The sequence below is a fragment of the Martinezella sp. CNPSo 3957 genome (genome assembly GCF_057784395.1).
Genome location: NZ_JBXSOU010000007.1, coordinates 34,725 through 58,101, shown reverse-complemented (window position 1 = coordinate 58,101; position 23,377 = coordinate 34,725). Strand labels below are relative to the sequence as shown.

Sequence of the window (23,377 nt, the reverse complement as noted above, 5' to 3'; positions counted from 1 at the left end):
TCATGCGTCGACCAGCGCACCGATCCGTATTGCATCGAGGCCTTCGAGCCTCTTCTCGTGGCTGATCGGCAATTGCGGCGGCAGCACCCTGTTCCAGACAGCATTTCCGGTGCGCTTGCCAACGAGATGCTTGACGGCCGGAATGAGGGGATGGGCGGCGATCGTCTGCCGCAGACCTCGCACCTGTTCCAGCAGCTTGGCATTCTCCTGGTCGCACCACAGCCGCTGCGACGAGCGAGGGTCAATATTGACGGTCGCCGAGATGCAACCGGCATAGCCATCACGACCGGCATCGGCAAGTACCGCCTCGCTGCTCGGGAAAACGCCAAAGCCGGCGATCTTGGCAAGCTCGCGCGCATAGGCGAGATTTCCGGAACTATCTTTCGCCTCAAGAATGCGCTTTGGAAAAGCCTGCGAAAGCCGCGCCGACAAGGCGGGCGAAAACTCGATGCCGGTCAATTGCGGGAAGTTATAGAGGTAGATCGCGATCGGCGTTTCCGCCGTCATTCTCACAAGCTCGGCAAACCAGGCAAACAAGCCGTCTTCTTCGACCGGCTTGTAGTAATAGGGCGGCAGCACGAGCACCGCCGCAAAGCCGAGATCGAATGCGCGGCGCGTCAACGCAACCGTCGTTTCCAGATCCGGCGTGCCGGTCCCGACCATCAGCCTGCTGCCATCCAACTCCCGCGCTGCGGTCGTCATGAGGGTGCTGCGCTGGGTGGCAGAAAGGGAATTGGCCTCGCCCGTCGTGCCCAGCACGTTCAGGAAATCGCAGCCATTGTTAAGGCACCAGCGGCCATGTTCGATGAAGGCGGCACCATCGATGTTGCCCTGATCGTCGAAAGGCGTGGGTACAGCGGCGATCACGCCGGCAATCCGGTTCTGTGTCACGAGAAGGGTCCTCCCATTTTGTCAGATTCGTTTTTCGGACTGGCTGCGATAGTCTGCCACGAAAGGATGATCGAGGCTGGTGACGCGGCTCTTGTCCCAACCACCGGGAGCGCCCCACCCGGTGACGCTATCGGCAAAAAAATCGCGATTGACATCGCGCAGGAACAGCCGTTCCGTCGGCATTTCCTCGTCCCACAAGATGGCGTCGACCGGGCAAACAGAAAGGCAGAGCCCGCAATTGATGCATTCCTCCGGCTGAATGTAGAACATCCTACCGCCCTCGTAGATGCAGTCGACCGGACAAGCGACCGTACAGGCCCCATCTTTCATATCAATGCAGGGTTCGGTAATTACGTAAGCCATGACCTTCACCTCACGGCGCTCTGAATGACGCCTTTAGCAAACTATGACAAAGTGAAGCGTTCTTAAGAAGCGCCGATTTTCGGCTCTCTCCTTGCCGAAACGGCAATGGTCGGGGCCGAGAGAGGGGTACGAAAGGCACATGGCATAGGCCTTTCAGCCGACATTCAGTGGCCGCCTCGTGGTCTACTCATCTGCAGCAATATCATCCGAGAATGGCTTTTTCTTAGAAGATGGGGCGCTAAAAAAGTCGTGAAGCCGCTCGCGGCGATGTATTGGCGCCCCCGCCGCGCTCCAAAAGCATTTCCTCGACCAGCCGCAGGCTCAAAGGGAACCTAAACTAAAGCCAGACCGCATGGACAATGATCTGCGGTGGAAAGCGATGGTTCTTGTAGCTGACGATCGATAAATTCATCCCCGACCGCTCAGCCATCAACCGTTAAGCCACCAGCAACGTGACATCACCATTACAACTAATAGACCGTCCAACGAAATATCTGGAATCTGGAAAAGGTCGATGGCGCATCAGACCTTGGTGGTCAGGAAGATATCACCACGGGCGACGCCGGAATTGGCGATGGCTTCGCCGACTTCCGCTTCATTGCCGTAAATCTGCGCGGTATCCACATGGCGGAAACCGGCCTTCAGCGCATGCGGAACGATCCTGAGAACATCGGGACCAGGCATGCGGAACGTGCCGAAGCCGAGGGCCGGAATGGTGGCGCCGTTGGCGGTTACAGTGTGCATGGATTTGCTCCTTGATTATTCCGCAGCGGTCTTCGCCGGGGAGGGTTGGCGGTTGAGGACAGGCAGGACATCGCGCGACAATTCGTCGATCACCTCATCGAGCGGCCGCCGTGACGGCCGCAGCAACAGTGCGAGATGATCGACGCCGGCGTCTTCCAGCGCATTGAGATGATCGACGAAGGCATTGCGCCCGAGCCGCGCGCCGAAACGGCGCGGTGTCGGCCGTTCGTTCGGATCGTTGGCGAGATCGAGATGGAAGGCGCTGACAAAAGCGCCGCGCGGCAGGCCGAGACCTTTACGGGCAGCGGTCCAATCGCGGGCTTGGGCGGCAAGCCGCTCCAGCCCGTTCGGATAGACGAACCGTCCTTCCATATTGGCGGCGATCCAGTCCGGTGACTGTTGGCCCTGCCCGGCGATAATCATCGGGATCTGGGGTTGCTGCGGCTTTGGCAGCAGGTCGAGGCTCGGTTCGATCCGGCCGTCGCCGATCGGCAGACCGCCGGTCTTCCAGGCATCGCGCAGATAGGAAACGGCGCCACGAAACGCTTCGCCGCGACCCTCGAAATCGAGACCGAGCAGCGGATATTCCACCGGCCGGTCGCCGGAGGCGACGCCGAGGATGAGGCGACCTCCCGACAGCCTGTCGACGGAGGCGGCGGCCTTGGCGACCATCATCGGGTGACGCAGCGGCAGGACGACGGCGGCCGTACCCAGCGCCACGTTTTGGGTGATGCCGGCGAGGTAACCGAGATTGACGAAGGGATCGTAGACCGAGCCGGCATCGCCGAAATTATTTGGATCGAAAACCGGCACGTCACGCATCCACACGGCGGCAAAACCGGAACGGTCGACCTGGCGGATGAGATCGGGATAGCGGGTGAGATCGGGAACGCCGAAGGGACGGCCTTCCCGGGCGCGCTGCTCTTCCCGCTCCGGCGACCAGTCATCGTCGAGCGGCAGTTCGATGCCGAGCGTCAAGCCACCTGCGGGTTTGCGAATGAGCTCAAGCGCGGAAGAACGGCCTGTGTTTGAAGGGGACATTAAAATTCTCCGGAATAAATCGGGTCGAGTCGGCCCGGCGCCTATGCGCCGGGCCTTCAGGCATCAGGCGGCCTTCAGCACCGGGGCCGCGCGGCGGTCAAGTGCGCCGCTCCAGATGGTCAGCAGCAGGGCGACGGCGACGAGGATGGCGCCGACCCACGGGGTCGATACGAGGCCCAGCGGCGATTCAACGACCAGACCGCCAAGCCATGCGCCGATGGCGATGCCGAGGTTGAAGGCGGCGATGTTCAGTGCCGAGGCGACATCGACGGCACCCGGACGGTGTTCCTTGGCGAGCTGCACGACATAAAGCTGCAGGCCCGGGACATTGGCAAAGGACAGGAAGCCGAGCGCCACCAGCGTGATGAGGGTCAAGACCGGCGAGACGGCCGTGAAGGAAAAGACGAGCAACACGATGGCTTGCGCCAGGAAGAGGCCGATCAGTGCCTTGACCGGGTTGTGGTTGGCGATCTTGCCGCCGCCGATATTACCGGCTGCAATGGCGATGCCGTAGAGCACAAGGATCAGGCTGACGCTGGATTCGGAGAAGCCGGTGACATCCTGAAGGATCGGCGCCAGGAAAGTGAAGGCTACGAAGGTGCCACCGTAGCCGAGTGCGGTCATGGCGAAGACGATCAGCAGGCGGCCGGAGCCGAGCACGCGGACCTGATCGAGAATGCTTGCCGGAGGTGCCTTCTTCAGCGTGTTTGGCAACAGCGCGGCGATACCGGCGAAGGCGACGACGCCGAGGGCGGCAACGGCCCAGAAGGTCGCGCGCCAGCCGAAGACCTGGCCGATATAGGTGCCGATCGGAACGCCGGTGACGATGGCGACGGTCAACCCCATGAACATCATGGCGATGGCGGAGGCGCGGCGGTTTTCCGGCACGAGATCGGCGGCGATGGTGGAGCCCACCGAGAAGAAGACGCCGTGAGCGAAGGCGGCAAGGACACGGGCGACGAGCAGAATCTCATAGCTTGGCGACAGGGCCGCGACGGTGTTACCGACGATGAACAGGGCCATCAGGCCAAGCAGCAGCGGCTTTCTTTCAATCTTGCCGGTAAGTGCCGTCAGGATCGGCGCACCGAAGGTGACGCCGAGCGCGTAGACGCTGACGATGAGGCCGGCAAGCGGCAAGGTGATGTGGAGGTCGTTCGCGACAGTCGGCAGCAGGCCGACAATGACAAATTCCGTTGTTCCGATCGCGTAGGCAGCGATCGTCAAGGCGAATATGGCTAAGGGCATGACAGGTTCCTCTCCGCTCACCGCCCGGGTGAGGGTTGCGGGGACAGCGTCGCTGTCGGTTGGAATTGCTCTGACGCAATATGGTCGAAGAGGACTTGTGTGATAATCGGCACTATTTGATAAATAACTTTGAATTGAATTCACAAAGAGGGCACATGGACAATCGCACCGGCGAAATGGAAGTGTTTGTAAGCGCTGCGGAATTGCAGAGTTTTTCGGCAGCGGGACGGCGCCTGAAGCTCTCGCCGTCAGCCGTCAGCAAGCTTGTCACCCGCATCGAGGACCGGCTCGGAACCCGCCTGCTCGTCCGTTCCACCCGTATGATGACGCTGACGCCGGAGGGAGAGGTCTATCTGGCACGCGCCCGGAGAATTCTGGCCGATATCGCCGAGACAGAGCAGATCGTAGCGGCGGGCGCAAAACTGATGCCGAGGGGATTGTTGCGGGTGAATGCTTCCGTTGGCTTTGGTGAACGGTTTCTCCTCCCGCTCGTACCGGCCTTTCTGGAACTCTATCCCGAAGTCCGGCTCGATATCTCGCTGACGGATGGCATCATTGGCTTGATCGAGGAACGGACGGATATCGCCATCCGCTCCGGGGCCATGGACGACTCGTCCCTGAAAGCCAGGAAACTTCTCGACAGCCGGCGGGTCATCATCGCCTCACCGGCTTACCTCGAACGGCATGGCATGCCGAAGACACCGGCCGATCTTTCAGCCCATAATTGCTTCAGTTTCAATTTCCGTCGCAGCCTCAATGAATGGCCGTTCCGCAATCCGGGATCGACGGAAATCTATCGGCTGCCGGTATCCGGCAACAGCTCCGTCAACAGCGGCATGATCATGCGCCGGCTCTGTCTTGCCGGTAGTGGTCTCGGCCGCGTCGGCCAGTTCCATGTCCAGCCCGATATCGATGCCGGGATGCTCGTGCCGGTGCTGGAGGACTACAATCCCGAAGATATAGAAGAAATCCATGCCGTCTTCGCCGGACATGAGCACCTTGCGACCCGCATCCGCGCATTCATAGACTTCCTCGCCGAACATGTCGGCAGGGACCGGGCATAGCGGTTGATGGAATTGCGCGTGCCATCAATGACGTGGAAAGATGGCATCGATGAACGACTTTACGTGGAGGGAGAAAGAATGCAGGTCAAAGCCGCGATATTGCGAGAGATGAATATGTCTCGCCCTTACGCCACCAGCAAACCGCTTGCGATCGAAGAAATCGAGCTTGCTCCGCCCGGCCCGGGCGAAGTCCTCGTCCGCATCCGCGCCGCAGGCCTGTGCCATTCCGATCTTTCCGTCATCAACGGTGACAGGCCCCGCCCGATGCCGATGGCGCTCGGGCATGAAGCGGCAGGCGTCGTCGAGGCGCTGGGCGAAGGCGTGCGCGATCTTCAGCGCGGCGATCATGTGGTCATGGTCTTCATGCCGAGTTGCGGCCATTGCATGCCCTGCGCGGAAGGCAGGCCCGCCTTGTGCGAACCGGGCGCCGCCGCCAATGCCGCAGGCAGGCTGCTGGGTGGCGCCACCCGCCTGAATTATCATGGCCAGGCCGTCCATCATCACCTCGGCGTGTCGGCCTTCGCCGAATATGCCGTCGTGTCGCGCAATTCACTGGTCAAGATCGAACGGGATCTGCCCTTTGTCGAGGCAGCACTTTTCGGCTGCGCGGTTCTGACGGGCGTCGGCGCCGTGGTGAATACGGCCAGGGTCAGGGCCGGCTCGATCGCCGTCGTCATCGGGCTTGGCGGTGTTGGCCTTGCCGCGGTTCTCGGAGCCCGGGCGGCGGGCGCCAGCAAGATCGTCGCCGTCGATCTTTCCGAGGAAAAGCTTGCGCTTGCCGGCGAACTTGGCGCGACCGCGGTCGTGAACGGACGCGATGAGGATGCCGTGGAGCAGGTTCGCGAAATCACCTCCGGCGGTGCCGATTATGCCTTCGAGATGGCCGGTTCCATTCGCGCCCTCGAAAACGCCTTCAAGATGACCCGGCGTGGCGGCACCACCGTTACCGCTGGTCTTCCGCCGTCAGGCGCGGCTCTGCCGGTCAATGTCGTCCAGCTGGTCGGTGAGGAGCGGACGCTCAAGGGCAGCTATATCGGCACCTGCGTGCCTCTACGGGATATTCCGCGCTTCATCGCCCTCTATCGCGATGGCCGGTTGCCGGTGAACCGCCTGCTGAGCGGGAGGCTGAAGCTCGAAGACATCAATGAAGGGTTCGACCGCCTGCACGACGGCAGCGCCGTTCGGCAAGTCATCGAATTCTGAAAGCGGCCGCACAGCCCGCTCGCGATTATCTCTCCACGAAAAAGTCGATGAGCGTGCGTGTCGCGGCCGACAGACGCCGGTGCGGGGCGAAGATCAGCGAAAAAGGCCGGGAGCGGCCCTGCGCATGGTCCAGCACCTCGACAAGACGCCCTTCTTTGACGCGGTCGCGAACGATGAAATCATAGGTCTGGCAGATGCCGAGGCCGCTTTCGGCCAAGGACACGACACCCAGCACATCGTCAAACACACGAATGCGGCCGGTTGGCGTCCAGTCCAGATCGCGCCCCTCGACACGAAACAGCCACGGCGCGCAGCGCCCCGTGCTCGGCATCACGAAAGGCAGACACTGGTGTTTAGCCAGGTCTTCGACATGCAGGGGCATGCCCGCCCGTTCGAGATAATGCGGGGCGGCGACAAGGCGCAACGGCGCGTCCTCCAGTTTGCGCGCCACCAGTCCGCTATCGGGCAAGGGGCCGAGGCGGATCGCCAGATCGTAACCTTCCGCCACCAGATCGACATTGCGATTGGTGATGCTCAATTCGATCTGGACTTCAGGATAGGCCTGCATGAAGAGGTCCAGCATGGCAGGCAGCCGGTAATGGCCATAGGTCGTCGGTACGCTGATGCGGACATGGCCCGTCAATGAGGCTCCCGTCGGCCCCTGAATTGCCCGTTCCGCATCGTCGATCACCGAAAACGCCGCACGTGCCTGCTCGAGATAGGCCCGGCCCTCATCCGTCAAACTCAGACGCCGTGTGGATCGCCGCATCAGCTGTGCGCCAAGCCGGGCCTCCAGACGGGTGATCGCCCTGCTGAGGACCGATGCTGTCGTCGCAAGCCCAACGGCTGCCTCCGTCATCGAACCTTTTTCGGCAACGATGATGAATGCCTCCACGTCGCCGAGATGATCAAACCGCCGCCCCATTTTGGCCCCTTGCGAATAAGTCAGCTTCCCTTGGGCAAGTCTTATCCCCGATCATCGCGTCAACAAAGAGATTTCGTCCCTTTGAGAACAAATGAATTCCCCGAAGGCTCATTTATCCACTCGGCAGGCTTCAATACATTTACCTCATCAAATGCGATCCAGTCTCAGATTTCAGGAGCAATTCATGTCAAGCGCAACTCAGCCTATCAAACCGGTTCTCTTCGTCCTCACCAGCCACGGCACCAAGGGCGAGACGGGTGAACCCACCGGCTTCTACCTCGGCGAAGTCACACATCCCCTTGCCGTCCTCGATGCCGCTGGTATCCCTGTCGAATTCGCCTCAATTGAGGGGGGAGAACCGCCGGTCGATGGCCTCGATCTCAATGACCCGACCAATGCGCGCTACTGGAATAGCGAAGGCTTCCGTAATGCTATTCGCAACACGTCGCGCCTCGCCGAAGTCGACCCGAAAAATTACGCGGCGCTCTTTTTCGCCGGCGGGCACGGTGCGATGTGGGACTTCCCGACAAGCCCGGCGGTCAACGACATTACCCGCAGCATTTACGAAGCGGGCGGCGTTGTCGCCGCCGTCTGTCACGGCCCGGCCGCGCTGGTCAATGTCACGCTCAGCAATGGTGCCAATCTTGTCGCCGGCAAAAATGTCGCTGCCTTCACCGATGACGAGGAACGGGCTGTCAAGCTGGACAAGACCGTTCCCTTCTTGCTCGCTAGCACGCTCACCGCGCGCGGCGCACATCATCATCCGGCCGCCGACTGGACGGCGAAGGTTGTTGTCGACGGAAGGCTGGTCACGGGTCAGAACCCACAATCGGCGACCGGCGTCGGCGAATCCTTGCGCGACCTCCTGACCGCCTGAACGGCGTCACCACACCACCACCAACAACACATCAGCGCTCCCCGCCCATGCGGGGCAGGGAGTGCCTATGTCTGGAGAAAGAACATGAAACCCATCCGCACTTTCGCCCTCGCCCTTGCTCTTGGAACAAGCGCATTCAGCGCACAGGCAGCCAATGTCCTGATCGTTCTCTCGGATTCCGATCACCTCGACCTGAAGGACGGCAAGGTTTTCCAGACCGGCTTTTATCTCAACGAACTGATACAGCCGGTAAAGGCACTGCTGGATGCAGGTCACGACGTTACCTTCGCCACGCCGAAGGGTAGCGCCCCTACCCTCGACAAATCCTCGGTGGACAAGATGCATTTCGGTGACGACGTTGCCGCTATGGAAGAAAGCAGTGCGCTGCTCGAAAAGCTCAACCTGACATCGTCAGAGAAGTCGCCGGTCATCAGCCTCGCCCGCGTCGAGCAGATCGGCTACGACCATTTTGATGCCATCTATGTGCCGGGCGGTCATGCCCCGATGCAGGATCTTCTGGTCAGCCCGGAACTGGGCAAGCTTCTGACCGCCTTCCATATCAAGGGCAAGACAACCGCGCTCGCCTGTCACGGCCCGATCGCCCTGCTCTCGGCCCTTCCAGACGCCGAGGGCTTCACCACGAAGCTTGAGACAAGCGGTTCGGCGAAAGCCGACGGCTGGATTTACGCAGGCTATAAAATGACCGTCATCAGCAATGAGGAAGAGGGTCTCGCCAAGGGCCTGCTGAATGGCGGCGAAATGAAATTCTACCCGCAGACGGCCCTGGAAGCGGCCGGGGGTGACTTCATCAGCAACCAGACGCCTTTCACCTCACACATCGTGACCGATCGCGAATTGATTACCGGCCAGAACCCCGCTTCCGCCCCGGCCGTGGCCGCCGAACTGCTCAAGCGGCTGAAATAACCCAGCCGGACGATCAGCCGGCACCGCTCCCAATCCGGAGCGGCGTCCCGGCGTCATTCACCTCAGCACACAGCTTGACCGGCGCTCCATATCGCGAGCTGAAACCGGTTCGACAGGACAAAAAATGACCAGCAGCATCAAAGTCATGGCGCGCGTCGTGATAACGCCCGGCAAGGAAGGCGCATTCGAGACATATGCGGCGGAACTGTCCGTCTCGACACGAGCTGAGGAGGGATGCCTCTCCTATCATCTCCATCGCAACCTCAACCAGAAGGGTGTTTACGTCTTCATCGAGGAATGGGCGTCCCGTCAGGTATGGGAACAGCACATGTCCGGCGAAGCCATCCGCGTCTTCAATGCGCAACTGCCGCCAGGAACGATCGCTAGCATCGAGATCCATCCCCTCGAACAGATCGCCTGAGAAGGGACATAACAATGACTAAGGTGAACATCGGAATCATCGGCACAGGTTTCATCGCGACCATCCTCGCCCCGGAAATCCAGTTGTCCGGCAACGCACGGTTTGCCGCCGTTTCGAGCCGGACGCTTGCGAAGGCGGAGGACTTCGTCGCTCATTATCCGGGCACCATCGCCATCGAGGGCGCCGATCAATTGATCGCACGCGGCGATGTCGATGCCGTCTATGTCGCGACCCCCACCTCAGCGAAGGAATACGTCGCAAGCCGCGCACTGGCCGCCCGCAAGCACGTTCTCATCGAAAAACCGCTGCATTCCGCGGACTCTTTCAAGCGCCTGTCGGCTCTCGCCCGCGAGAAGGGCCTCGTGCTGATGGACGCGACCCACTTTGTCCATCATCCGCGCACGTCCGCGATGCGTCAGCGTCTTGGCGAACTGATCGGCTCCGCGCGCTCGCTGCACACCATGTTCTATTTCCCCTTCTCAGACCGGGAGAACATCCGCTTCGACCTGACCGACGAGCCGATGGGCGCGGTTGGCGACATGGCCTGGTACTCGATGCGGGCCGTCGTCGAATATCTCGCACCGGACACCCTCGAGGATATCAAGGTCTTTGGCGAGCGCGATCTGCAGTCGAATGCGGTCATCCGCGCGACCGGCGTGCTGAAATTCGACGCCGGCAAGACCGCTACCTTCGATGTCGGCTATACCGCAGGCGCCGCAGTGATGGACCTGACCGTCGCCGGAACCTCCGGCATCCTGACGCAGGACGACTTCGTTCTCGACTGGCGCAGCGGCTTCGGCTTCGACAATCCCGACATTCCGACGGGTTTCGTCCATCGTTCCGGCATGGCCACGAGGAAAGATTTCGCCTTCGTCGAAACGCCGAGCGAACGATCGCAGCATGGCCTAATGATCGAGAATTTCGCCGATCTGATCCGCAACGGCAACGCCGCCGGACGGGAGAAATGGCTTGAGGCGACCGCGAAGACGCAAAGCTTCCTCGACGCGATCTGGCGAGAAATCCAGACGCAGGGCTGAGCCCTCCCGACAATGAACCTCAAATCGGAACATGAGACAAAATCCATGAACAGCGGCGTGCTACATACCGCCGCCGCTCCATCTTTATCGCACCGAGCAGTCACAGCCGATAGTCGGGCGCCTGGACGTCGAGCCGGCGCTTGATGCTTTCCAGATGCAGCCGTGCGCTCTCGGGATCACCCTCCCGCATCTGTCTGGCGGTCGCTTCCGCGATGTCGGGATCGACCGGGAGAAGCCGCCGCCCCGTGCTCATCGCCTTTAACTGCACTTCTGCCGCGCGCTCAAGATAATAGAGATCGTCCCAGGCTTCCGCGATGTTCGGCGCGCAGACCATGACGCCATGATTTTTCATGAAGAGAATAGCCTTGTCGCCAAGCACACGCGCCAGACGATCCCCCTCACTTTCGTCGAGCGCGAGACCGTTATAGTCCTCGTCGGCGACCGTGCGGCCATAAAATTTCAACGCGGTCTGCCCGGCCCAGATGAGCGGCTCCCCTTCAACCATGCTGAGCGCAGTCGCATTCGGCATATGGGTATGGAATGCCGCACCGATGTGCGGCGCCATCTTATGCAGGCGGGCATGGATGTAGAAGGCCGTCGCCTCTGGCTCGCCGTCGCCGGACAGCACATTGCCGTCGAAATCACAGATCAGGAGGCTGGACGCCGTCGCCTCCTCGAAAGCCCAGCCGAGCCGGTTGACCAGGAAGAGATCGGCATGTCCCGGCACAAGTGCCGAAAAATGGTTGCAGATGCCCTCTTCGAGGCCATATCGTGCCGCAGCTCGCAGACAGGCGGCAAGATCGATGCGCGCCTGCCAAATCACCTCCCCGTCGAGATCGGTGTTTCGCAGGATGGCCGGTGCGGCCTCGCCGCGTTTAAGTTCATGCGCCATGAATATATCTCCGTCAGAACAATCGCCTATTCCATCCAGCCCGCAGCGGAAAGCAATCGGCAAACCTCGTCAAGCCGGGTGACCGTTTTATTCGGCACGTAGTCGGCAAGCGGCTTCCGGCCGGTTCCGCGATCGGTTCTGTCGCAAACTTTTAGGAAGGCCGCAGAGACGGCTATTGCTGGAGGCAGTTAAGCAGCAAGTGCAGCGAATTGTTGAAAAGCCGATTGGCCATTCGCTGGAAATTGTTGTTTTCGGATCATGTGGGCCACTTCGATGCCATTCAGGGTAGCTGATGCCGACTGAAAGGATTTGAATCCCTTCATCGGCCGGGTCAGTCTCTTTATGAAACGATGGTCCTGCTCAATCATGTTGTTGAGGTATTTGACCTGCAGGGCCTCGATCAGCCAGAACCATCCCTGCAAAGCAGGACGAAGTTGATATTCCGCAGCCCTGCGAGGTTCGCTCCGCTCTTGTCGATGACGACCTTTTCAGGCCAGCCATTGTTCGTGATCGAGTGGGCGAAGAAGGCGCTGGCCGCAGCCTCGTCACAGTGCTCGGACAGCATGAAATCAAGGGTTTTGCCGAATTTATCGACGGCACGAAATAGGTCCACTTGCCTTTAACGTGGATATAGGTCTCGTCCATTCGCCAGGAGCGGCTGGTCGCCGACTTACGGCGATGCGCCTTACAGGCAATGAGCGGTGAATATTTCACGACCCATCTATTCAGCGTCACATGGTCAACAGCCACACCGCGCTCGGCCATAATCTCTTCCAGATCGCGATAGGAGACCGCATATCGGACGTAGAAAAACACCGCGTATAAAATCACATCTTTTGGATAGTGACTGTCTTTGAAATCGACCATGGCGGAAACTCAACTCACCTGCGATTCTTCACCGCGGATCTATGTCATGAGCAATCAGGTTGTAAAGCCGGGGCGGAAATTTGCGACAGAATCGGCTCGGGCCGCCACGACGCTAAGCGCCCTGCTCAAGCGTTTCGCTTGACGCAGGCGCCCTCCAGGATGAAGTCCACGCCGGCAGCGAACTGTTGGCGATCGTCATGCTCGCTGAGCTGCGCCGCCACCCGCCGAAGAAATGGACGCAATTCTCGATCATCCTGAATCCAGCGCGTTGCCACGGCCTCCAGCCACGCCTTGCGATCCGTTCCGCTCGGAAGCGTGCGAGCATTGGCTGCATTCTGACCGGCCACACCGAGGATGTAGTTCGTCAACGCTGAGGCGCAGTCGAATTGTGCATCCGTAGGAACGCCAAGCGGCTGGAGCCATCCGCCGATGCGTTCGAAGATCTCTCCAACCGCGGAATGCCACGGTTCGCGGGAAAGGTGAGCGCCGGCCCAGGGGTGGGCGTCAATCGCATCGAATACCGCAAGCGCGATGGCGCGGATCGCGGTCCTTGGCTCCTCTTCCTTGGCCATTTTCGCCAGAGCGCGGGCGAGAACATCTCCTGTGGCGGTGGCAAGGAGGTCGTTCCTGTCGGCGATATGCCAGTAGATCGCCCCGCTGCCCGTCGCCAGCTGTGTCGCAAGCGCCCGAAAAGTCAGAGCAGCCTCCCCGCGCGTATCGATAATCTCGATTGCCGCCTCAACAATCCGTGCTTTGGAAAGGGCGTCCCCGCGCCGCGTGGTCTGATGAGTTCGTTTAGACATGCGCGCACCATGACATGTCTGGAACACCGTTCCGGCGAACGTTCCCGTCATTTTGGTGGTAAGCACCTCTGGACACTAACATCCGCCAGCGCCTCGAATACAGCCTGCGTGCGTTCCAGGCGGGCAATCGTTCGCGCACCTTCGAGGGCGGCTGCCAGTGCGGCCGCGGTAGAGGATGCGCGCGCAGGAGCGAAACCGCATCCTCTGAAATGCTCCGCAATAATCTCGGTCGAATCAACAAATCCGCGCGCTACCCGTTTGGTCAACTCGGCGTCGAGTGCGGGCAGCTCATTCGCCAGATTTTGCATCAGGCATCCGTATTGGAAATCAGAGGCGACCATTTCGGCGGCGAATGCGCTGAAAATCTGGCGAACAAAATTTAGAGCATCGCCCTCCGTATTCGCCGAAATGTTTCGCAAAACCGCAATTCGGCTCGCAACGTACTGATCGATCGCTTCTTCTGCGAGCTGTGCCTTGCCGCGTGGGAAGTGAAAGTAGAACGATCCTTTAGGCGTACCGCTTTCTGCAATGATCTGAGTCAATCCAGTGGCAGTGTAGCCTTGGATGCGAAACAGTCTTTGGGCGGTGGCAATCGCGTTGGCGCGGGCGTCGGTCTTACGTGGCATGCAACGAACATAACACGGTTCTCTTGACGCCGCTATGGTGATCGCCATAATATGGTGATCACCATAGAAAGAGGCCGGCGCATGAGTCATCCCATTCGTTTCAAACCGTCGATGTCCCGGCGAGCCGTCCTGGCGATGGGCGCGGCCAGCGTGGCTGCAGCGTCACTTCGCCCGGCTCGCGCAAACCCCATAGGAGGAAGTGATTTGACCTCATCACCGTACGGCGGGGGAACGCTTCCCAAAGGCGTCCGCTCGCGCATGATCCATGGGGTCAACGGCCTCGATGTCCATATTCTCGAGGCCGGTCACGAAAGCCCCGGCCGGCCGCTCGCGCTGCTTCTCCACGGCTTTCCGGATCTGGCTTACGGCTGGCGACACCTTATCCCAATCCTGGCTGGCGCTGGATACCATGTTGTGGCGCCCGACCAACGGGGTTTTGGCCACACAACCGGCTGGGTGAATGCGTATGACTCGCCGCTAGCACCCTTCGGCCTCTTGAACATGACGCGCGACGCCCTCGCGTTGGTTTCGGCGTTGGGGTATCGGCGCACGGCAATGCTCGCCGGCCACGATCTCGGCTCGCCCGTGGCCGCCTATTGCGCGCTCGCCCGACCTGACGTCTTTCCCTCGGTGGTACTGATGAGCGCACCGTTCCCTGGTCCGCCGGCGTTTGCGTTCAACACTGCGGACAGCGAAGCACCGTCGGCCCAACCGAACAATGAGAGCCAAAAGTTGGCAGCGGCGCTGGCGGCGCTCGATCCGCCGAGAGAGCATTATCAACAATATCTCAGCTCACGGCGGGCGAACGACGAGATGTGGCACCCCCCTCAAGGCTTGCATGCGTTTTTTCGTGCATTTTTCCACGTCAAGAGCGGCGACTGGCCGGGAAACAAGCCGTATCCGTTGAAGGGGCGAACCGCGGCAGATCTTGCACAGATGCCAACTTATTACGTGATGGATCTCGGCAAGACGATGCCAGAGACCGTCGCGCCATTCCAACCTTCCGCTGCCGAGGTCCAATCCTGCAAATGGCTCACCGAGCCGGAACTTGCAGTGTACACCGAGGAGTATGGCCGCACCGGATTTCAAGGGGCCTTGCAGGCGTATCGCGTCTTTTCCGATCCCGATCTGAACGCTGAGTTGCGCCTGTATTCCGGCAAGACGATCGATGTCCCGTCACTCTTCATTGGCGGGACGAGCGATTGGGGCACCTATTCGGCGCCGGGCGCACTCGATCTTATGAGGACGAAGGCGGCAACGAGGATGGCTGGCGTCGAGCTGATTGACGGCGCCGGTCACTGGATCCAGCAGGAACAGCCGGTTCGGCTAAGCGAGCTCCTGCTCGCCTTCGCTAAGGAGGCGGGTGCGGCGGATCCCATTCCGGGTTAGGTCGAAAAATTCCTCTCGGACTCGTGAAACTACTGACGGCGCCCGAAACAGCCGTCTCGTAACGCCGGTCAGTTTCGGTAAGGCCCTTGGATTTGATGGTCCAGATCTGGCGCTCGCCTCCGGCTTCGGTTTGGCCTTCCTCAACGACATGATCGGGCTGGAATGTTAGCGGAATGCCGCCACGTTCTTCCTGAAGAACGTCATGACGCGATCCATTCGCGTCGGATTAAGCGCATGGTTTCGACGGATCATCCACATCGTTGTCGGTTCGCATGGCCACTCATCAAGCACGGGGAATAAGCTGCCGGCTCGCAATGCGTCCGCGACCAGCCAGCGGGGCGCCCACGCTATGCCGGCACCGGCGATTGCTGTCCGGGCAACGGCGTTAGCATCGTCAAGGATCAGTGCGGGGCTCGGGTACCATCGCAATTCCGAAGCTCCACCATCACGAGTACCAAAGCGCCATGCATCCACAGCCCCGGTGCGTTGGTTGCGGAAACCGATAAGATCGTGATTTGACAAGTCACCGGGCGTCGATGGTTCTCCTCGGTTGGATAAATAGGCGGGCGACGCGCAGGCGACCCACGCAAAGTCGAACAGCGTCCGCTGAAGATGCCCAGGGATGCCGTCCACAGTTCCCGCACGCAACACGATGTCGACCCCATCCTCCGCCAAGTCGATCATCTGATCGCTGCCGCGCAAGTCGAGCAGGATATCGGGATGTGCGAGCCTGAAGGCAGAAGTGAGGGGAGCAAGACAGGCGCTGAGAAAAGCGGTTGGCGCGCTAACTCGAACGCGACCCTGGGCACCGTCTCGTGCCGCCGTTGTCAAGGCCGTATCAACCTGTTCGATGCTTTGAACCGCTTCGCGGGCGAGTCCGATCAATTCCTCACCTTCCGGTGTCAAGGAAAGAGAGTGCGTCGAGCGATTGAGCAGTCGCACTCCTCTCATCTCCTCCAAGCGTGCGATCGTCTTCGAGATGCCTGATGTGGACAGGCCGAGCTGCCGACCTGCTTCGGCGAACGATCCAGTGTCCACGATCCGCACGAAGCATTGCAGCTGAATTGTACTGATTGTTGGTGTTGACATGGTGTCAATACTGTCACGCCTGATCCGGCGCTACAAGGTTGGGAGGCGCCATGCGATTTAATCCAAATCAACAGAAGGAAAATCGGCATGGATATGCGACATGTAACGCCATTTCTGAACGCCATGGACGCCGGCGAGGTAGACAAACTCAGCGAGCATCTAAGCGACGACATCGTGATGCTGAGCCCGTTTGTCGTCGATCCCTTTGTTGGCCGCGATGCCGTCGTTAAGGTGTTGGGTGTGCTGCACTCGGGTGTCGATTCATTTACGACGGAAGAAGTCATCGCGGGCGACAAGCGCGCCGCGGTAATGCTGCGCATCCGGGCTGGCGACATTGAAGTGACGGGCGTTGACGATATGCGGATCGGCGAGGACGGCCGTATCACCAGCATGTCGGTCCAGTGGCGGCCGCTCGCCAACATCGTAGCGATACAACAGCGGCTGGCTCCCTTGATCGGCGCGCCGGTGTTGGAGCTCATCGAAAAGCGGGCGTGAATGCATCGGCTCCCAGGATATGCCATTGCTGATCAATAGTCACTTTGGTCCTCTCCAAATCCCTACGAGCCTTGGAGATACCCTTGTTATCGCCAGCGGCAACCAGACTGCGCGCCACTGATGTTCCCGCATGGCGGGAGCGCCTACTCGTCCATGTGGCTTCTCGATTTCAGCAGGTTTTGAGACAGAGCCGCCTGAGGTTCGGACCATAGCCACCCTTAATGCCGGCAGCCGTCCTATCTCATTTCCTGACCAATGTGCGATCAGATTGTAGTGCCTCGGTTGCCTCGGTCCCGCATGCGCGCGCGAACTGAGTGGGAGAGCAGCCGACTGTCCTTGTGAAAGCCGAGCTGAAGGCGCTCGACGAGCCGAATCCTACGGAAAACGCGATCTGCGCAACCGTCTTCGTACCATCCTGGAGTTCGTCCTTCGCCAATGCGATGCGCCATCGCAGCAAATACTCGATCGGCCCCACTCCGAAAACGCGCCTGAATCTTGCGGCGAAACCCGCTCGTGACACGCCGCAGAGTTTTGCCAGCTCGGCGACAGTCCAATTGCGTGCGACATCTCGGTGCATCGCGACGATGGCTCTTTCCGTGTCTCGATCGGCAAGTCCAGCCAGGAGCCCTTTCTTTTCCGCATTTATGCTGACAAAGCCACTCCGGAGGATTTCGACAAGGATCAACTCGACCAGCCGTATGATCACGAATTCGCTTGCCGGTCCAGGCGAGCGGGCTTCCGCTTCGTTCATAGCAAGTAGGGCTCGGATCCGCCCGACGGATGGGTCCGAAGCCGAGACTCCCACAGTCTGCGGAAGCAGCTCCTCCAGCAGACCGTGGTTTGCTGTAGAAACGATGAATTTTCCAGCATGAAGCGTCGTCTGTCGATCGTCGCCGGAGCCCAGCCGAAGTCGCTTGCCCTTTGAAGACATGGCGGCAATCTCGCTATCGACAGCAATTGCGGAGCTGCTCGAGGCGAGCCTAAAGGGCGTCGACGCCCGGATCAGGAGAAAATCTCCCTGCCTGAGCAGGAGGGGTTGATGATCTGGCCGAATAACGAGGCATTCTCCCTGTTCCACCCAACAGAAGAGAAGGTCGTTTCGCTCACGGAATCCGAGAGCCCATTCTCCCGACGCGTCGACACCGGCGAAGAGTACGGCTCGCGGACGAAGAATTCGTATGATGTCAAGCAATACGTCCGCCAATTTAGACTTTCGATAATCAGTAATATATCTTCAATTATCGACAGTACACAAGATCGGCTCTACATCCAAGTGGTCAGACGGTCATGGCGGCTATCGCTACTTTGGAAGGATCTTAAAGTGAGCCCTGAAACGTTGAAAAATAACTGGAAGGCATATCTTGCGGCCTATGGGGCTATCGACGCCGACGAACGGGAACGATTGCTCCAGCAAAGCGTCGCTGACGATATCGTCTTTACAAATCCCGGAGGTCAAGGTGAGCGCCGCACCGGTCTCATTGCTCATATTCAGGACTTCCAGAAAAAGATGCCAGGCACCTATTTCGAGACGGAGAAGATTTTCATCCATCACGGCGAGTTGTTGACGATTTGGTCCATGCATCAGCCCGACGGGATGAAGGTAGCGACCGGATACAACTTTGTCAGGCCGGATGTTTCCGGACGGTTCGTTTACATGGCTGGTTTCTTCGGGCAATCAGCCTAGCGCGCTAGACCGCGCGGCTGTAGCGTAAGGATCCGCAAGATTTTCGCAGAACCTCCGTTGTCTCCGCAGGGCCGCTTTATCTCCAATGCTTGCAAGTCTTTCTCGATCCATGGGATACGGATCGGCCGGATGTCCAGCCGGAGCCGCGAGGCGACTCGGCCACCTTAGCGCCCGCGGCAATCGAGTCGAAACCAGCCGAATTGACCGAGTAACGTCCCGGTATCGTCAGCCGCGCAAGGCGGCGGCGACGAGGCTCTGCATTGATGTGGTTGGACGACCGATCAGCCGACCACGGGCGCCTCCGGCAGCAGGACGCACCTACCGCAGACGGAGCGGGCGGCTCACCAGCAGCAGGACGACGTGGACTCTAGAGGGAACGGCGGCGATGGGCGAAGTATATCGCCTTCGACGAGTGGGGTGCCGCATCGTGCTCGACGTTGCGGGCACGCCTGTGGCTCCGAAAGTCATGCCGGCGAGCGATGTCGAGCTACCCCTTCTCGCAGAACGTGGGCCTACTTTGATCCACCTCGATCGGTGGAAACACGTTTGTCCTGATCATAATGCGCCCGGTTGTTCTCGATCTCGTCGAGATGCTCTCCCGCCCACGCACCCAGCGCGCGAACTGGCAAGGCCAGCGATTGTCCGAGTTCCGTCAGCGCATATTCGACTTGCGGGGGCACTGTCGGATAGACTGTCCGGCTCACCATCCCGTCGCGCTCGAGCGCCTTCAGGGTGCGCGTCAGCATCTGCTGCGAGATGCCCCCGACCGTCCGTTTGATCTCGTTGAAGCGGTGTGGCCGCTCGACCAGCACCCTGACGATCATCACTGTCCATTTGTCGCCCACGATGGCGAGCACCTTGCCGACTTTGTGGCATTGGGTGCTGACGCCCGGCGAGGTGGGCATATCCATTTGACCAGGTCCTAAAAATATGCGTTCTTGGCGGAGCGCCTTTGGTCACATAGATAGTCCTGGTCACAAATCAAGACCGGAGATATCCAGTGAAGCTTCTTCATCTCGACTCCAGCATCATGGGCGAAAACTCGGCCAGCCGAAAGCTTTCTGCCGCTATCGTCGAGCGGATCATCGAAACACATGACGCGGTGGACGTCACCTATCGCGACCTTGCCAGCGAACCGCTCCCGCATCTCACCCTCGACGCGTTCAAGGTGCTCGACACCGGCACTGACGTGCAGCAATTCCTCGACACGGACGTTGTGGTGATCGGGGCCGGCTTCTACAATTTCTCGGTTCCCAGCCAGCTCAAGGCTTGGATCGATCATATCGTCGTACGAGGAAAGACCTTCGCACGCGGCGAAAACGGGCCGATCGGTCTCGCCCAGGGCAAGCGCGTAATCGTCGCGCTGGCGCGCGGCAACGTCTACAGCGACGGTTCGTCGTATCAGTCGTTTGAACATGCCGAAACGCTGCTCCGCTCCGCATTCACATTCATGGGTATCACGGATATTGAGTTTATTGTCGCCGAGGGGCTCGGGCGAAGCGAGGAGGTGCGTCGCGCCTCGATTGCGGGCGCACTTGAAGAGGCGCGCAAAGTTTCTCCGAACGCTGGCGCTCCGGTTACGCTCGGAGCTTGAGAGTACGGGCGAACGCACGACATGCCCGCGCCGTGAACGGCACTGACCTCTGGTCAGCGTGCTTGGCCCAAGCCATAGCATCGATCCCCGCGAGCGAGCGCGATCACGGCCGAGAACGCTGGTTATCCGAGCCCAAACAGGCACCATATTGAACGTGTCCGCTCTGCCGCTAAAAGAGCGAAGCGGATATCTGTTCACTGCCAGGCGCGAGGCGGAGCCCATTTTCACCCGCCTCCACTTCCCGACGGCCATATTGGCGAGGCGAGCAGTTCATCACCCGCTTGAACGCCGTGCTGAATGACTTCTCGGACTCATAGCCGAGCCCCGCCCCAATCTCGCCAACCGACTGACGAGTCGAGGTCAGCCTGTCTGCTGCTTGCAGCATGCGCCAGCGGGTCAGATAGTCCATTGGCGACAGGCCGACCCTTTCCTTGAAGATCACCGCAAAGGCGGTGCGCGACATACCCGCCTCTCTGGCGAGGGTCTGCAGCGTCCATCTCTGGCCAGGTGCGCCGTGCATCGCCGCGATGGCCGCGCGCAATCGCTTGTCGGCCAGCGCCGAAAGCCATCCCGCTTCTTCGGTCGTTCGATCGGACAAGTAGAGCCGCAGCGCCTGCGCTAGAACGATGGTCGCCAATTGCTGCGCGATGATGAAATCGCCGGGCTGTCCCTCCGAAAGCTCCTGCCGCATGCGCTCGACGCACCAGCGCAACGTCGCGCTGCCGGGCCGGTCTCGAATGTGCAGCAGCGGCGGAAGCACATTCAAAAGCAGCTCCGACTGCCCCTCCGACAACGTGAAATAGCCGCCGATGCTGAGATAGTCGCCGCCGCCATTGTAGGTGAGGATGCGACCGTTCGGCCGAGGCGGCAGGACCTGGCTGACATGGACCGGCTCGACCGAGAGGTCACTGGCGATGTGAAACGGCCGGCCACGCGGCAGCAGGAAACATTCGCCGGCGCTGACCTGAACGGGGGACTCGCCTTCGACCGATAGCCAGCACGAGCCGGTCACGACGGCGTGGAACTTGATCCCCTCATGCGGCCCGAAGCTGATCGCCCAATCGCCGCCCGCCTCAAAGCCGCCCGACACATAGCTGCGCAGCTTCAGAAGCGAGAGCACATCCGACAGTGGACGGAGGATCTGTCACCCGGCACTGCCGGGTGACAGCTGTTGGTGCTGGTACGTGGAGCGTTCCCGAACTGTGCTTTCGATAGTCGCAAGTTGCTTGGTGCGTCGTGAAAGATGCAACTTGTCGCGCTTCAATTTTTCGATGCGATGGGCGATTTCTCCACGGGTCGAAATATCTCGGCTTCCTACCTTTAGGTAACCTCAGGCTGGCGTTGGCGTCGTCTTCGAGTTTTATGGCGCTCAGCTACTTGGGGACACTGACCACAGTGTCTGAAAGTCGTCCCGCGCTTGGCTGCGATGCCATATTCAAAAACGAAGACCCGCAGCCAACAAAATCGGATCCGTATGATGTGAAGGGATTCAAACCGGCGACCCTTCAGTAGATTTATCTAACATACTGAGCGTGTGCCTTTCGCGCGACAAGGCTCTATTGTGGAACTAAAAGGCCTAGGGCGCGGCACGGATATTTTGATCAGTGTTAAGGGAGCCTCTTAACTCCCAATTTCGTATGGCGCTTAACAACGATATCAACCAATTTCGGTAACTCACCCCAGGACAACGTTTCTGTTGTAACCAAAAGACATCCTTTCAAAATCGCGCGCTAACATCACGCTACCTATCAATGGCAAGTGGTCGACGTTTTTCTGGGGGAGATCGCCATAGAAATCGAGCGTGCGTTCGTCAACGCAATATGCGCATGCCCCGCCATTTGGCGCGTCCTGCAGTCATCCGCAATGCACTCGTGCACACTCGGCTAAACGTATATCGCCGATTTCCAGAGCGCACTGGAAGCGTGAATGTGCACCGGAAGTACATTCACGAATATCCTGAAACAAGGAATAGTCGAAACGTAATGGCAAAGAGCTTGTGGCAACTACCGAGAGCTGACTTCGAGATGAACCGCCGATAACACTGGAGATGGAACGTGAGTGAAATTCGAAAACAACACAGGGAACCGGCTAAGCCCGTGGTACTCATCATCGACGACGATATCTCCGTCAGAGAGGCGCTCATAGATCTATTCCAATCGATGAAATTCGAAGCGGAAGCATTTACGAACGCTCATGCGTTTCTGCAGACTGCTAATTTTGACCGACCAGGATGCATACTTCTCGATGTCAGACTGCCCGGCGTCAGCGGATTGGATTTCCAGGCTCAACTGCATAGCATCGGTTGTAAGATGCCAATCGTATTCGTGACCGGACACGGTGATGTTCCGATGAGCGTGCGGGCAATGAAGGCCGGCGCTATCGACTTTCTGACCAAGCCATTCAAGGACCAGGACATTCTCGACGCTGTCGCGATAGCGATGGATCGCGACGCCGCTCTCCGACGCCAGAATGGAGAGAGCGTCGCTCTAGCTGCGCTTGCCGGAAACTTGACCGCGCGCGAGCGTGAAGTCATGCAAGCAGTGGTTCAGGGCCTGATGAACAAGCAAATCGCTTACAAGCTCGGCATCAGTGAGGTAACCGTGAAACTCCATCGTGGGAATGTTATGCGCAAGATGGAGGCCCGATCTGTCCCCGAGCTTGTGAGAAAATTTGAAATGCTCAGCAAGGATGTGCGAGCACCTGTATCTTAGTATCGTAGCCTGGAAGCAATAAGGGGCGCATAAATGAACTTGGCAAAATGTAAAAAGGGTCGGTCAATTGCCCCCAGCACCTACCATAGCTATTGTCGACGACGACGAGGCCATCCGTGAAGCGATCGATGACCTTATGAAGTCATACGGCTACACATGTCATCTCTTCGCCTCAGCAGAAGAATTTTTGGCCTTTCAACCGCGATCGGCGATTGATTGCATACTCGTCGACGTTAGCATGCCTGGCGTTAGTGGAATCGAGCTGCAGGAGGAGTTGAACAAGCATTCGGATCGCCCCCCGATAATCTTTGTCACCTCGTACAAGGACGAGCGGACGCGTAGGATCGCGATGGAAGGTGGCGCCTTTGCCTTTCTTGGCAAGCCAGTCGACATCAATCGGTTGATTGCTCGTCTTGAAGCCGCGCTAACGCACTAAGCAGCTTCGAAAGCACGGCCGTCAAATTCTTCGTTGCACAAAAACCATTCTCTGAA

General features: G+C 59.4%; 24 protein-coding genes and 4 pseudogenes. 12 read left to right on the top strand and 16 right to left on the bottom strand.

Features of this window, described 5'->3' with window-relative positions:
- From AC13QE_RS17545 to AC13QE_RS17520, 6 genes and pseudogenes are all read right to left on the bottom strand, one after another.
- The gene (locus AC13QE_RS17545) at positions 1–891 is read right to left on the bottom strand and encodes a dihydrodipicolinate synthase family protein (protein ID WP_488484630.1); all 891 of its coding nucleotides are present in this window, start codon (positions 889–891) and stop codon (positions 1–3) included.
- A 21-nt stretch (positions 892–912) separates the two neighbouring features.
- Complete coding sequence (gene fdxA / locus AC13QE_RS17540) at positions 913–1,254, bottom strand: ferredoxin (RefSeq protein WP_488484629.1); 342 nt, start codon at positions 1,252–1,254, stop codon at positions 913–915.
- 340 nt (positions 1,255–1,594) lie between these two features.
- A pseudogene (locus AC13QE_RS17535) lies at positions 1,595–1,666 on the bottom strand (IS6 family transposase); the annotation flags it as partial.
- Positions 1,667–1,779: 113 nt separating this feature from the next.
- A pseudogene (locus AC13QE_RS17530) lies at positions 1,780–1,998 on the bottom strand (aldo/keto reductase); the annotation flags it as partial.
- A gap of 15 nt (positions 1,999–2,013) precedes the next feature.
- On the bottom strand, positions 2,014–3,039 hold the full coding sequence (locus tag AC13QE_RS17525; RefSeq protein ID WP_488484628.1) for an LLM class oxidoreductase: 1,026 nt from the start codon (positions 3,037–3,039) through the stop codon (positions 2,014–2,016).
- 63 nt (positions 3,040–3,102) lie between these two features.
- Positions 3,103–4,284 carry an MFS transporter gene (locus AC13QE_RS17520; RefSeq protein ID WP_488484627.1) on the bottom strand — a complete coding sequence of 394 codons (1,182 nt, stop codon included), beginning with the start codon at positions 4,282–4,284 and terminating at the stop codon, positions 3,103–3,105.
- A gap of 155 nt (positions 4,285–4,439) precedes the next feature.
- On the opposite strand from AC13QE_RS17520, the gene AC13QE_RS17515 reads away from it, so the two are divergent.
- Together AC13QE_RS17515 and AC13QE_RS17510 are read left to right on the top strand one after the other, a co-directional pair.
- Positions 4,440–5,348, top strand: a complete 909-nt coding sequence (locus AC13QE_RS17515) for a LysR family transcriptional regulator (RefSeq protein ID WP_488484626.1) — start codon at positions 4,440–4,442, stop codon at positions 5,346–5,348.
- Positions 5,349–5,426: 78 nt separating this feature from the next.
- The gene (locus tag AC13QE_RS17510; protein WP_488484625.1) at positions 5,427–6,551 is read left to right on the top strand and encodes a zinc-dependent alcohol dehydrogenase family protein; all 1,125 of its coding nucleotides are present in this window, start codon (positions 5,427–5,429) and stop codon (positions 6,549–6,551) included.
- A 25-nt stretch (positions 6,552–6,576) separates the two neighbouring features.
- Here AC13QE_RS17510 and AC13QE_RS17505 read toward each other — a convergent pair whose 3' ends face one another.
- The gene (locus AC13QE_RS17505) at positions 6,577–7,476 is read right to left on the bottom strand and encodes a LysR substrate-binding domain-containing protein (RefSeq protein ID WP_488484624.1); all 900 of its coding nucleotides are present in this window, start codon (positions 7,474–7,476) and stop codon (positions 6,577–6,579) included.
- Positions 7,477–7,660: 184 nt separating this feature from the next.
- On the opposite strand from AC13QE_RS17505, the gene AC13QE_RS17500 reads away from it, so the two are divergent.
- The 4 genes from AC13QE_RS17500 to AC13QE_RS17485 all read left to right on the top strand — a co-directional run bounded on the left by AC13QE_RS17500 (position 7,661) and on the right by AC13QE_RS17485 (position 10,735).
- On the top strand, positions 7,661–8,353 hold the full coding sequence (locus AC13QE_RS17500) for a type 1 glutamine amidotransferase domain-containing protein (protein ID WP_488484623.1): 693 nt from the start codon (positions 7,661–7,663) through the stop codon (positions 8,351–8,353).
- 84 nt (positions 8,354–8,437) lie between these two features.
- Positions 8,438–9,277, top strand: a complete 840-nt coding sequence (locus AC13QE_RS17495; RefSeq protein ID WP_488484622.1) for a type 1 glutamine amidotransferase domain-containing protein — start codon at positions 8,438–8,440, stop codon at positions 9,275–9,277.
- Between the two features lie 124 nt (positions 9,278–9,401).
- On the top strand, positions 9,402–9,698 hold the full coding sequence (locus AC13QE_RS17490) for a putative quinol monooxygenase (RefSeq protein ID WP_488484621.1): 297 nt from the start codon (positions 9,402–9,404) through the stop codon (positions 9,696–9,698).
- 14 nt (positions 9,699–9,712) lie between these two features.
- Positions 9,713–10,735 (top strand): Gfo/Idh/MocA family protein, encoded by a 1,023-nt coding sequence (locus AC13QE_RS17485; RefSeq protein WP_488484620.1) that lies wholly within the window; start codon positions 9,713–9,715, stop codon positions 10,733–10,735.
- Between the two features lie 100 nt (positions 10,736–10,835).
- On the opposite strand, the gene AC13QE_RS17480 is transcribed toward AC13QE_RS17485, so the two are convergent.
- The 5 genes and pseudogenes from AC13QE_RS17480 to AC13QE_RS17460 form a co-directional block, all read right to left on the bottom strand.
- Positions 10,836–11,627, bottom strand: a complete 792-nt coding sequence (locus AC13QE_RS17480; protein ID WP_488484619.1) for an aldolase — start codon at positions 11,625–11,627, stop codon at positions 10,836–10,838.
- Positions 11,628–11,653: 26 nt separating this feature from the next.
- A pseudogene (locus tag AC13QE_RS17475) lies at positions 11,654–11,761 on the bottom strand (haloacid dehalogenase type II); the annotation flags it as partial.
- Positions 11,762–11,815: 54 nt separating this feature from the next.
- Positions 11,816–12,494, bottom strand: a pseudogene (locus tag AC13QE_RS17470) (IS6 family transposase).
- 125 nt (positions 12,495–12,619) lie between these two features.
- Positions 12,620–13,297 (bottom strand): TetR/AcrR family transcriptional regulator, encoded by a 678-nt coding sequence (locus AC13QE_RS17465; protein WP_488484618.1) that lies wholly within the window; start codon positions 13,295–13,297, stop codon positions 12,620–12,622.
- A 47-nt stretch (positions 13,298–13,344) separates the two neighbouring features.
- Entirely contained in the window at positions 13,345–13,923 is a 579-nt protein-coding gene (locus AC13QE_RS17460) for a TetR/AcrR family transcriptional regulator (RefSeq protein ID WP_488484617.1), read from the bottom strand.
- Positions 13,924–14,127: 204 nt separating this feature from the next.
- Between AC13QE_RS17460 and AC13QE_RS17455 the strand changes: the two genes are divergently transcribed.
- Positions 14,128–15,312: an alpha/beta fold hydrolase gene (locus tag AC13QE_RS17455; protein ID WP_488484616.1), complete on the top strand. Its 1,185-nt coding sequence runs from the start codon at positions 14,128–14,130 to the stop codon at positions 15,310–15,312.
- A 165-nt stretch (positions 15,313–15,477) separates the two neighbouring features.
- Here the strand turns inward: AC13QE_RS17455 and AC13QE_RS17450 are convergent, their stop codons facing one another.
- Positions 15,478–16,401, bottom strand: a complete 924-nt coding sequence (locus tag AC13QE_RS17450) for a LysR family transcriptional regulator (RefSeq protein WP_488484615.1) — start codon at positions 16,399–16,401, stop codon at positions 15,478–15,480.
- A gap of 87 nt (positions 16,402–16,488) precedes the next feature.
- Here AC13QE_RS17450 and AC13QE_RS17445 point away from each other — a divergent pair, with 87 nt between their 5' ends.
- Positions 16,489–16,896: a nuclear transport factor 2 family protein gene (locus tag AC13QE_RS17445; RefSeq protein WP_488484614.1), complete on the top strand. Its 408-nt coding sequence runs from the start codon at positions 16,489–16,491 to the stop codon at positions 16,894–16,896.
- A gap of 241 nt (positions 16,897–17,137) precedes the next feature.
- Here the strand turns inward: AC13QE_RS17445 and AC13QE_RS17440 are convergent, their stop codons facing one another.
- Positions 17,138–18,088 carry an AraC family transcriptional regulator gene (locus AC13QE_RS17440; RefSeq protein WP_488484613.1) on the bottom strand — a complete coding sequence of 317 codons (951 nt, stop codon included), beginning with the start codon at positions 18,086–18,088 and terminating at the stop codon, positions 17,138–17,140.
- A gap of 81 nt (positions 18,089–18,169) precedes the next feature.
- Between AC13QE_RS17440 and AC13QE_RS17435 the strand changes: the two genes are divergently transcribed.
- Entirely contained in the window at positions 18,170–18,580 is a 411-nt protein-coding gene (locus AC13QE_RS17435) for a nuclear transport factor 2 family protein (protein ID WP_488484612.1), read from the top strand.
- A 512-nt stretch (positions 18,581–19,092) separates the two neighbouring features.
- On the opposite strand, the gene AC13QE_RS17430 is transcribed toward AC13QE_RS17435, so the two are convergent.
- Positions 19,093–19,491: a winged helix-turn-helix transcriptional regulator gene (locus AC13QE_RS17430; RefSeq protein ID WP_488484611.1), complete on the bottom strand. Its 399-nt coding sequence runs from the start codon at positions 19,489–19,491 to the stop codon at positions 19,093–19,095.
- Between the two features lie 89 nt (positions 19,492–19,580).
- Here AC13QE_RS17430 and AC13QE_RS17425 point away from each other — a divergent pair, with 89 nt between their 5' ends.
- Positions 19,581–20,174, top strand: coding sequence for an FMN-dependent NADH-azoreductase (locus AC13QE_RS17425; protein WP_488484610.1), 594 nt, complete (start codon positions 19,581–19,583; stop codon positions 20,172–20,174).
- 169 nt (positions 20,175–20,343) lie between these two features.
- Here AC13QE_RS17425 and AC13QE_RS17420 read toward each other — a convergent pair whose 3' ends face one another.
- Positions 20,344–21,294: an AraC family transcriptional regulator gene (locus AC13QE_RS17420; RefSeq protein WP_488484609.1), complete on the bottom strand. Its 951-nt coding sequence runs from the start codon at positions 21,292–21,294 to the stop codon at positions 20,344–20,346.
- 934 nt (positions 21,295–22,228) lie between these two features.
- Here AC13QE_RS17420 and AC13QE_RS17415 point away from each other — a divergent pair.
- Together AC13QE_RS17415 and AC13QE_RS17410 are read left to right on the top strand one after the other, a co-directional pair.
- Complete coding sequence (locus AC13QE_RS17415; protein WP_488484608.1) at positions 22,229–22,885, top strand: response regulator transcription factor; 657 nt, start codon at positions 22,229–22,231, stop codon at positions 22,883–22,885.
- A gap of 67 nt (positions 22,886–22,952) precedes the next feature.
- Positions 22,953–23,321, top strand: coding sequence for a response regulator transcription factor (locus AC13QE_RS17410; RefSeq protein WP_488484607.1), 369 nt, complete (start codon positions 22,953–22,955; stop codon positions 23,319–23,321).
- Positions 23,322–23,377: the final 56 nt, after the last annotated feature.

What these genes read in the sequence shown, in the direction of transcription:
- AC13QE_RS17500 (WP_488484623.1), top strand. Translation starts at nt 7,661, where the DNA reads ATGTCAAGCGCAACTCAGCCTATCAAACCGGTTCTCTTCGTCCTCACC.
- AC13QE_RS17515 (WP_488484626.1), top strand. Translation starts at nt 4,440, where the DNA reads ATGGACAATCGCACCGGCGAAATGGAAGTGTTTGTAAGCGCTGCGGAA.
- AC13QE_RS17430 (WP_488484611.1), bottom strand. Translation starts at nt 19,491, where the DNA reads ATGGATATGCCCACCTCGCCGGGCGTCAGCACCCAATGCCACAAAGTC.
- AC13QE_RS17485 (WP_488484620.1), top strand. Translation starts at nt 9,713, where the DNA reads ATGACTAAGGTGAACATCGGAATCATCGGCACAGGTTTCATCGCGACC.
- AC13QE_RS17450 (WP_488484615.1), bottom strand. Translation starts at nt 16,401, where the DNA reads ATGTCAACACCAACAATCAGTACAATTCAGCTGCAATGCTTCGTGCGG.
- AC13QE_RS17460 (WP_488484617.1), bottom strand. Translation starts at nt 13,923, where the DNA reads ATGCCACGTAAGACCGACGCCCGCGCCAACGCGATTGCCACCGCCCAA.
- AC13QE_RS17490 (WP_488484621.1), top strand. Translation starts at nt 9,402, where the DNA reads ATGACCAGCAGCATCAAAGTCATGGCGCGCGTCGTGATAACGCCCGGC.
- AC13QE_RS17465 (WP_488484618.1), bottom strand. Translation starts at nt 13,297, where the DNA reads ATGTCTAAACGAACTCATCAGACCACGCGGCGCGGGGACGCCCTTTCC.
- AC13QE_RS17520 (WP_488484627.1), bottom strand. Translation starts at nt 4,284, where the DNA reads ATGCCCTTAGCCATATTCGCCTTGACGATCGCTGCCTACGCGATCGGA.
- AC13QE_RS17445 (WP_488484614.1), top strand. Translation starts at nt 16,489, where the DNA reads ATGGATATGCGACATGTAACGCCATTTCTGAACGCCATGGACGCCGGC.
- AC13QE_RS17495 (WP_488484622.1), top strand. Translation starts at nt 8,438, where the DNA reads ATGAAACCCATCCGCACTTTCGCCCTCGCCCTTGCTCTTGGAACAAGC.
- AC13QE_RS17480 (WP_488484619.1), bottom strand. Translation starts at nt 11,627, where the DNA reads ATGGCGCATGAACTTAAACGCGGCGAGGCCGCACCGGCCATCCTGCGA.
- AC13QE_RS17525 (WP_488484628.1), bottom strand. Translation starts at nt 3,039, where the DNA reads ATGTCCCCTTCAAACACAGGCCGTTCTTCCGCGCTTGAGCTCATTCGC.
- fdxA (WP_488484629.1), bottom strand. Translation starts at nt 1,254, where the DNA reads ATGGCTTACGTAATTACCGAACCCTGCATTGATATGAAAGATGGGGCC.
- AC13QE_RS17505 (WP_488484624.1), bottom strand. Translation starts at nt 7,476, where the DNA reads ATGGGGCGGCGGTTTGATCATCTCGGCGACGTGGAGGCATTCATCATC.
- AC13QE_RS17510 (WP_488484625.1), top strand. Translation starts at nt 5,427, where the DNA reads ATGCAGGTCAAAGCCGCGATATTGCGAGAGATGAATATGTCTCGCCCT.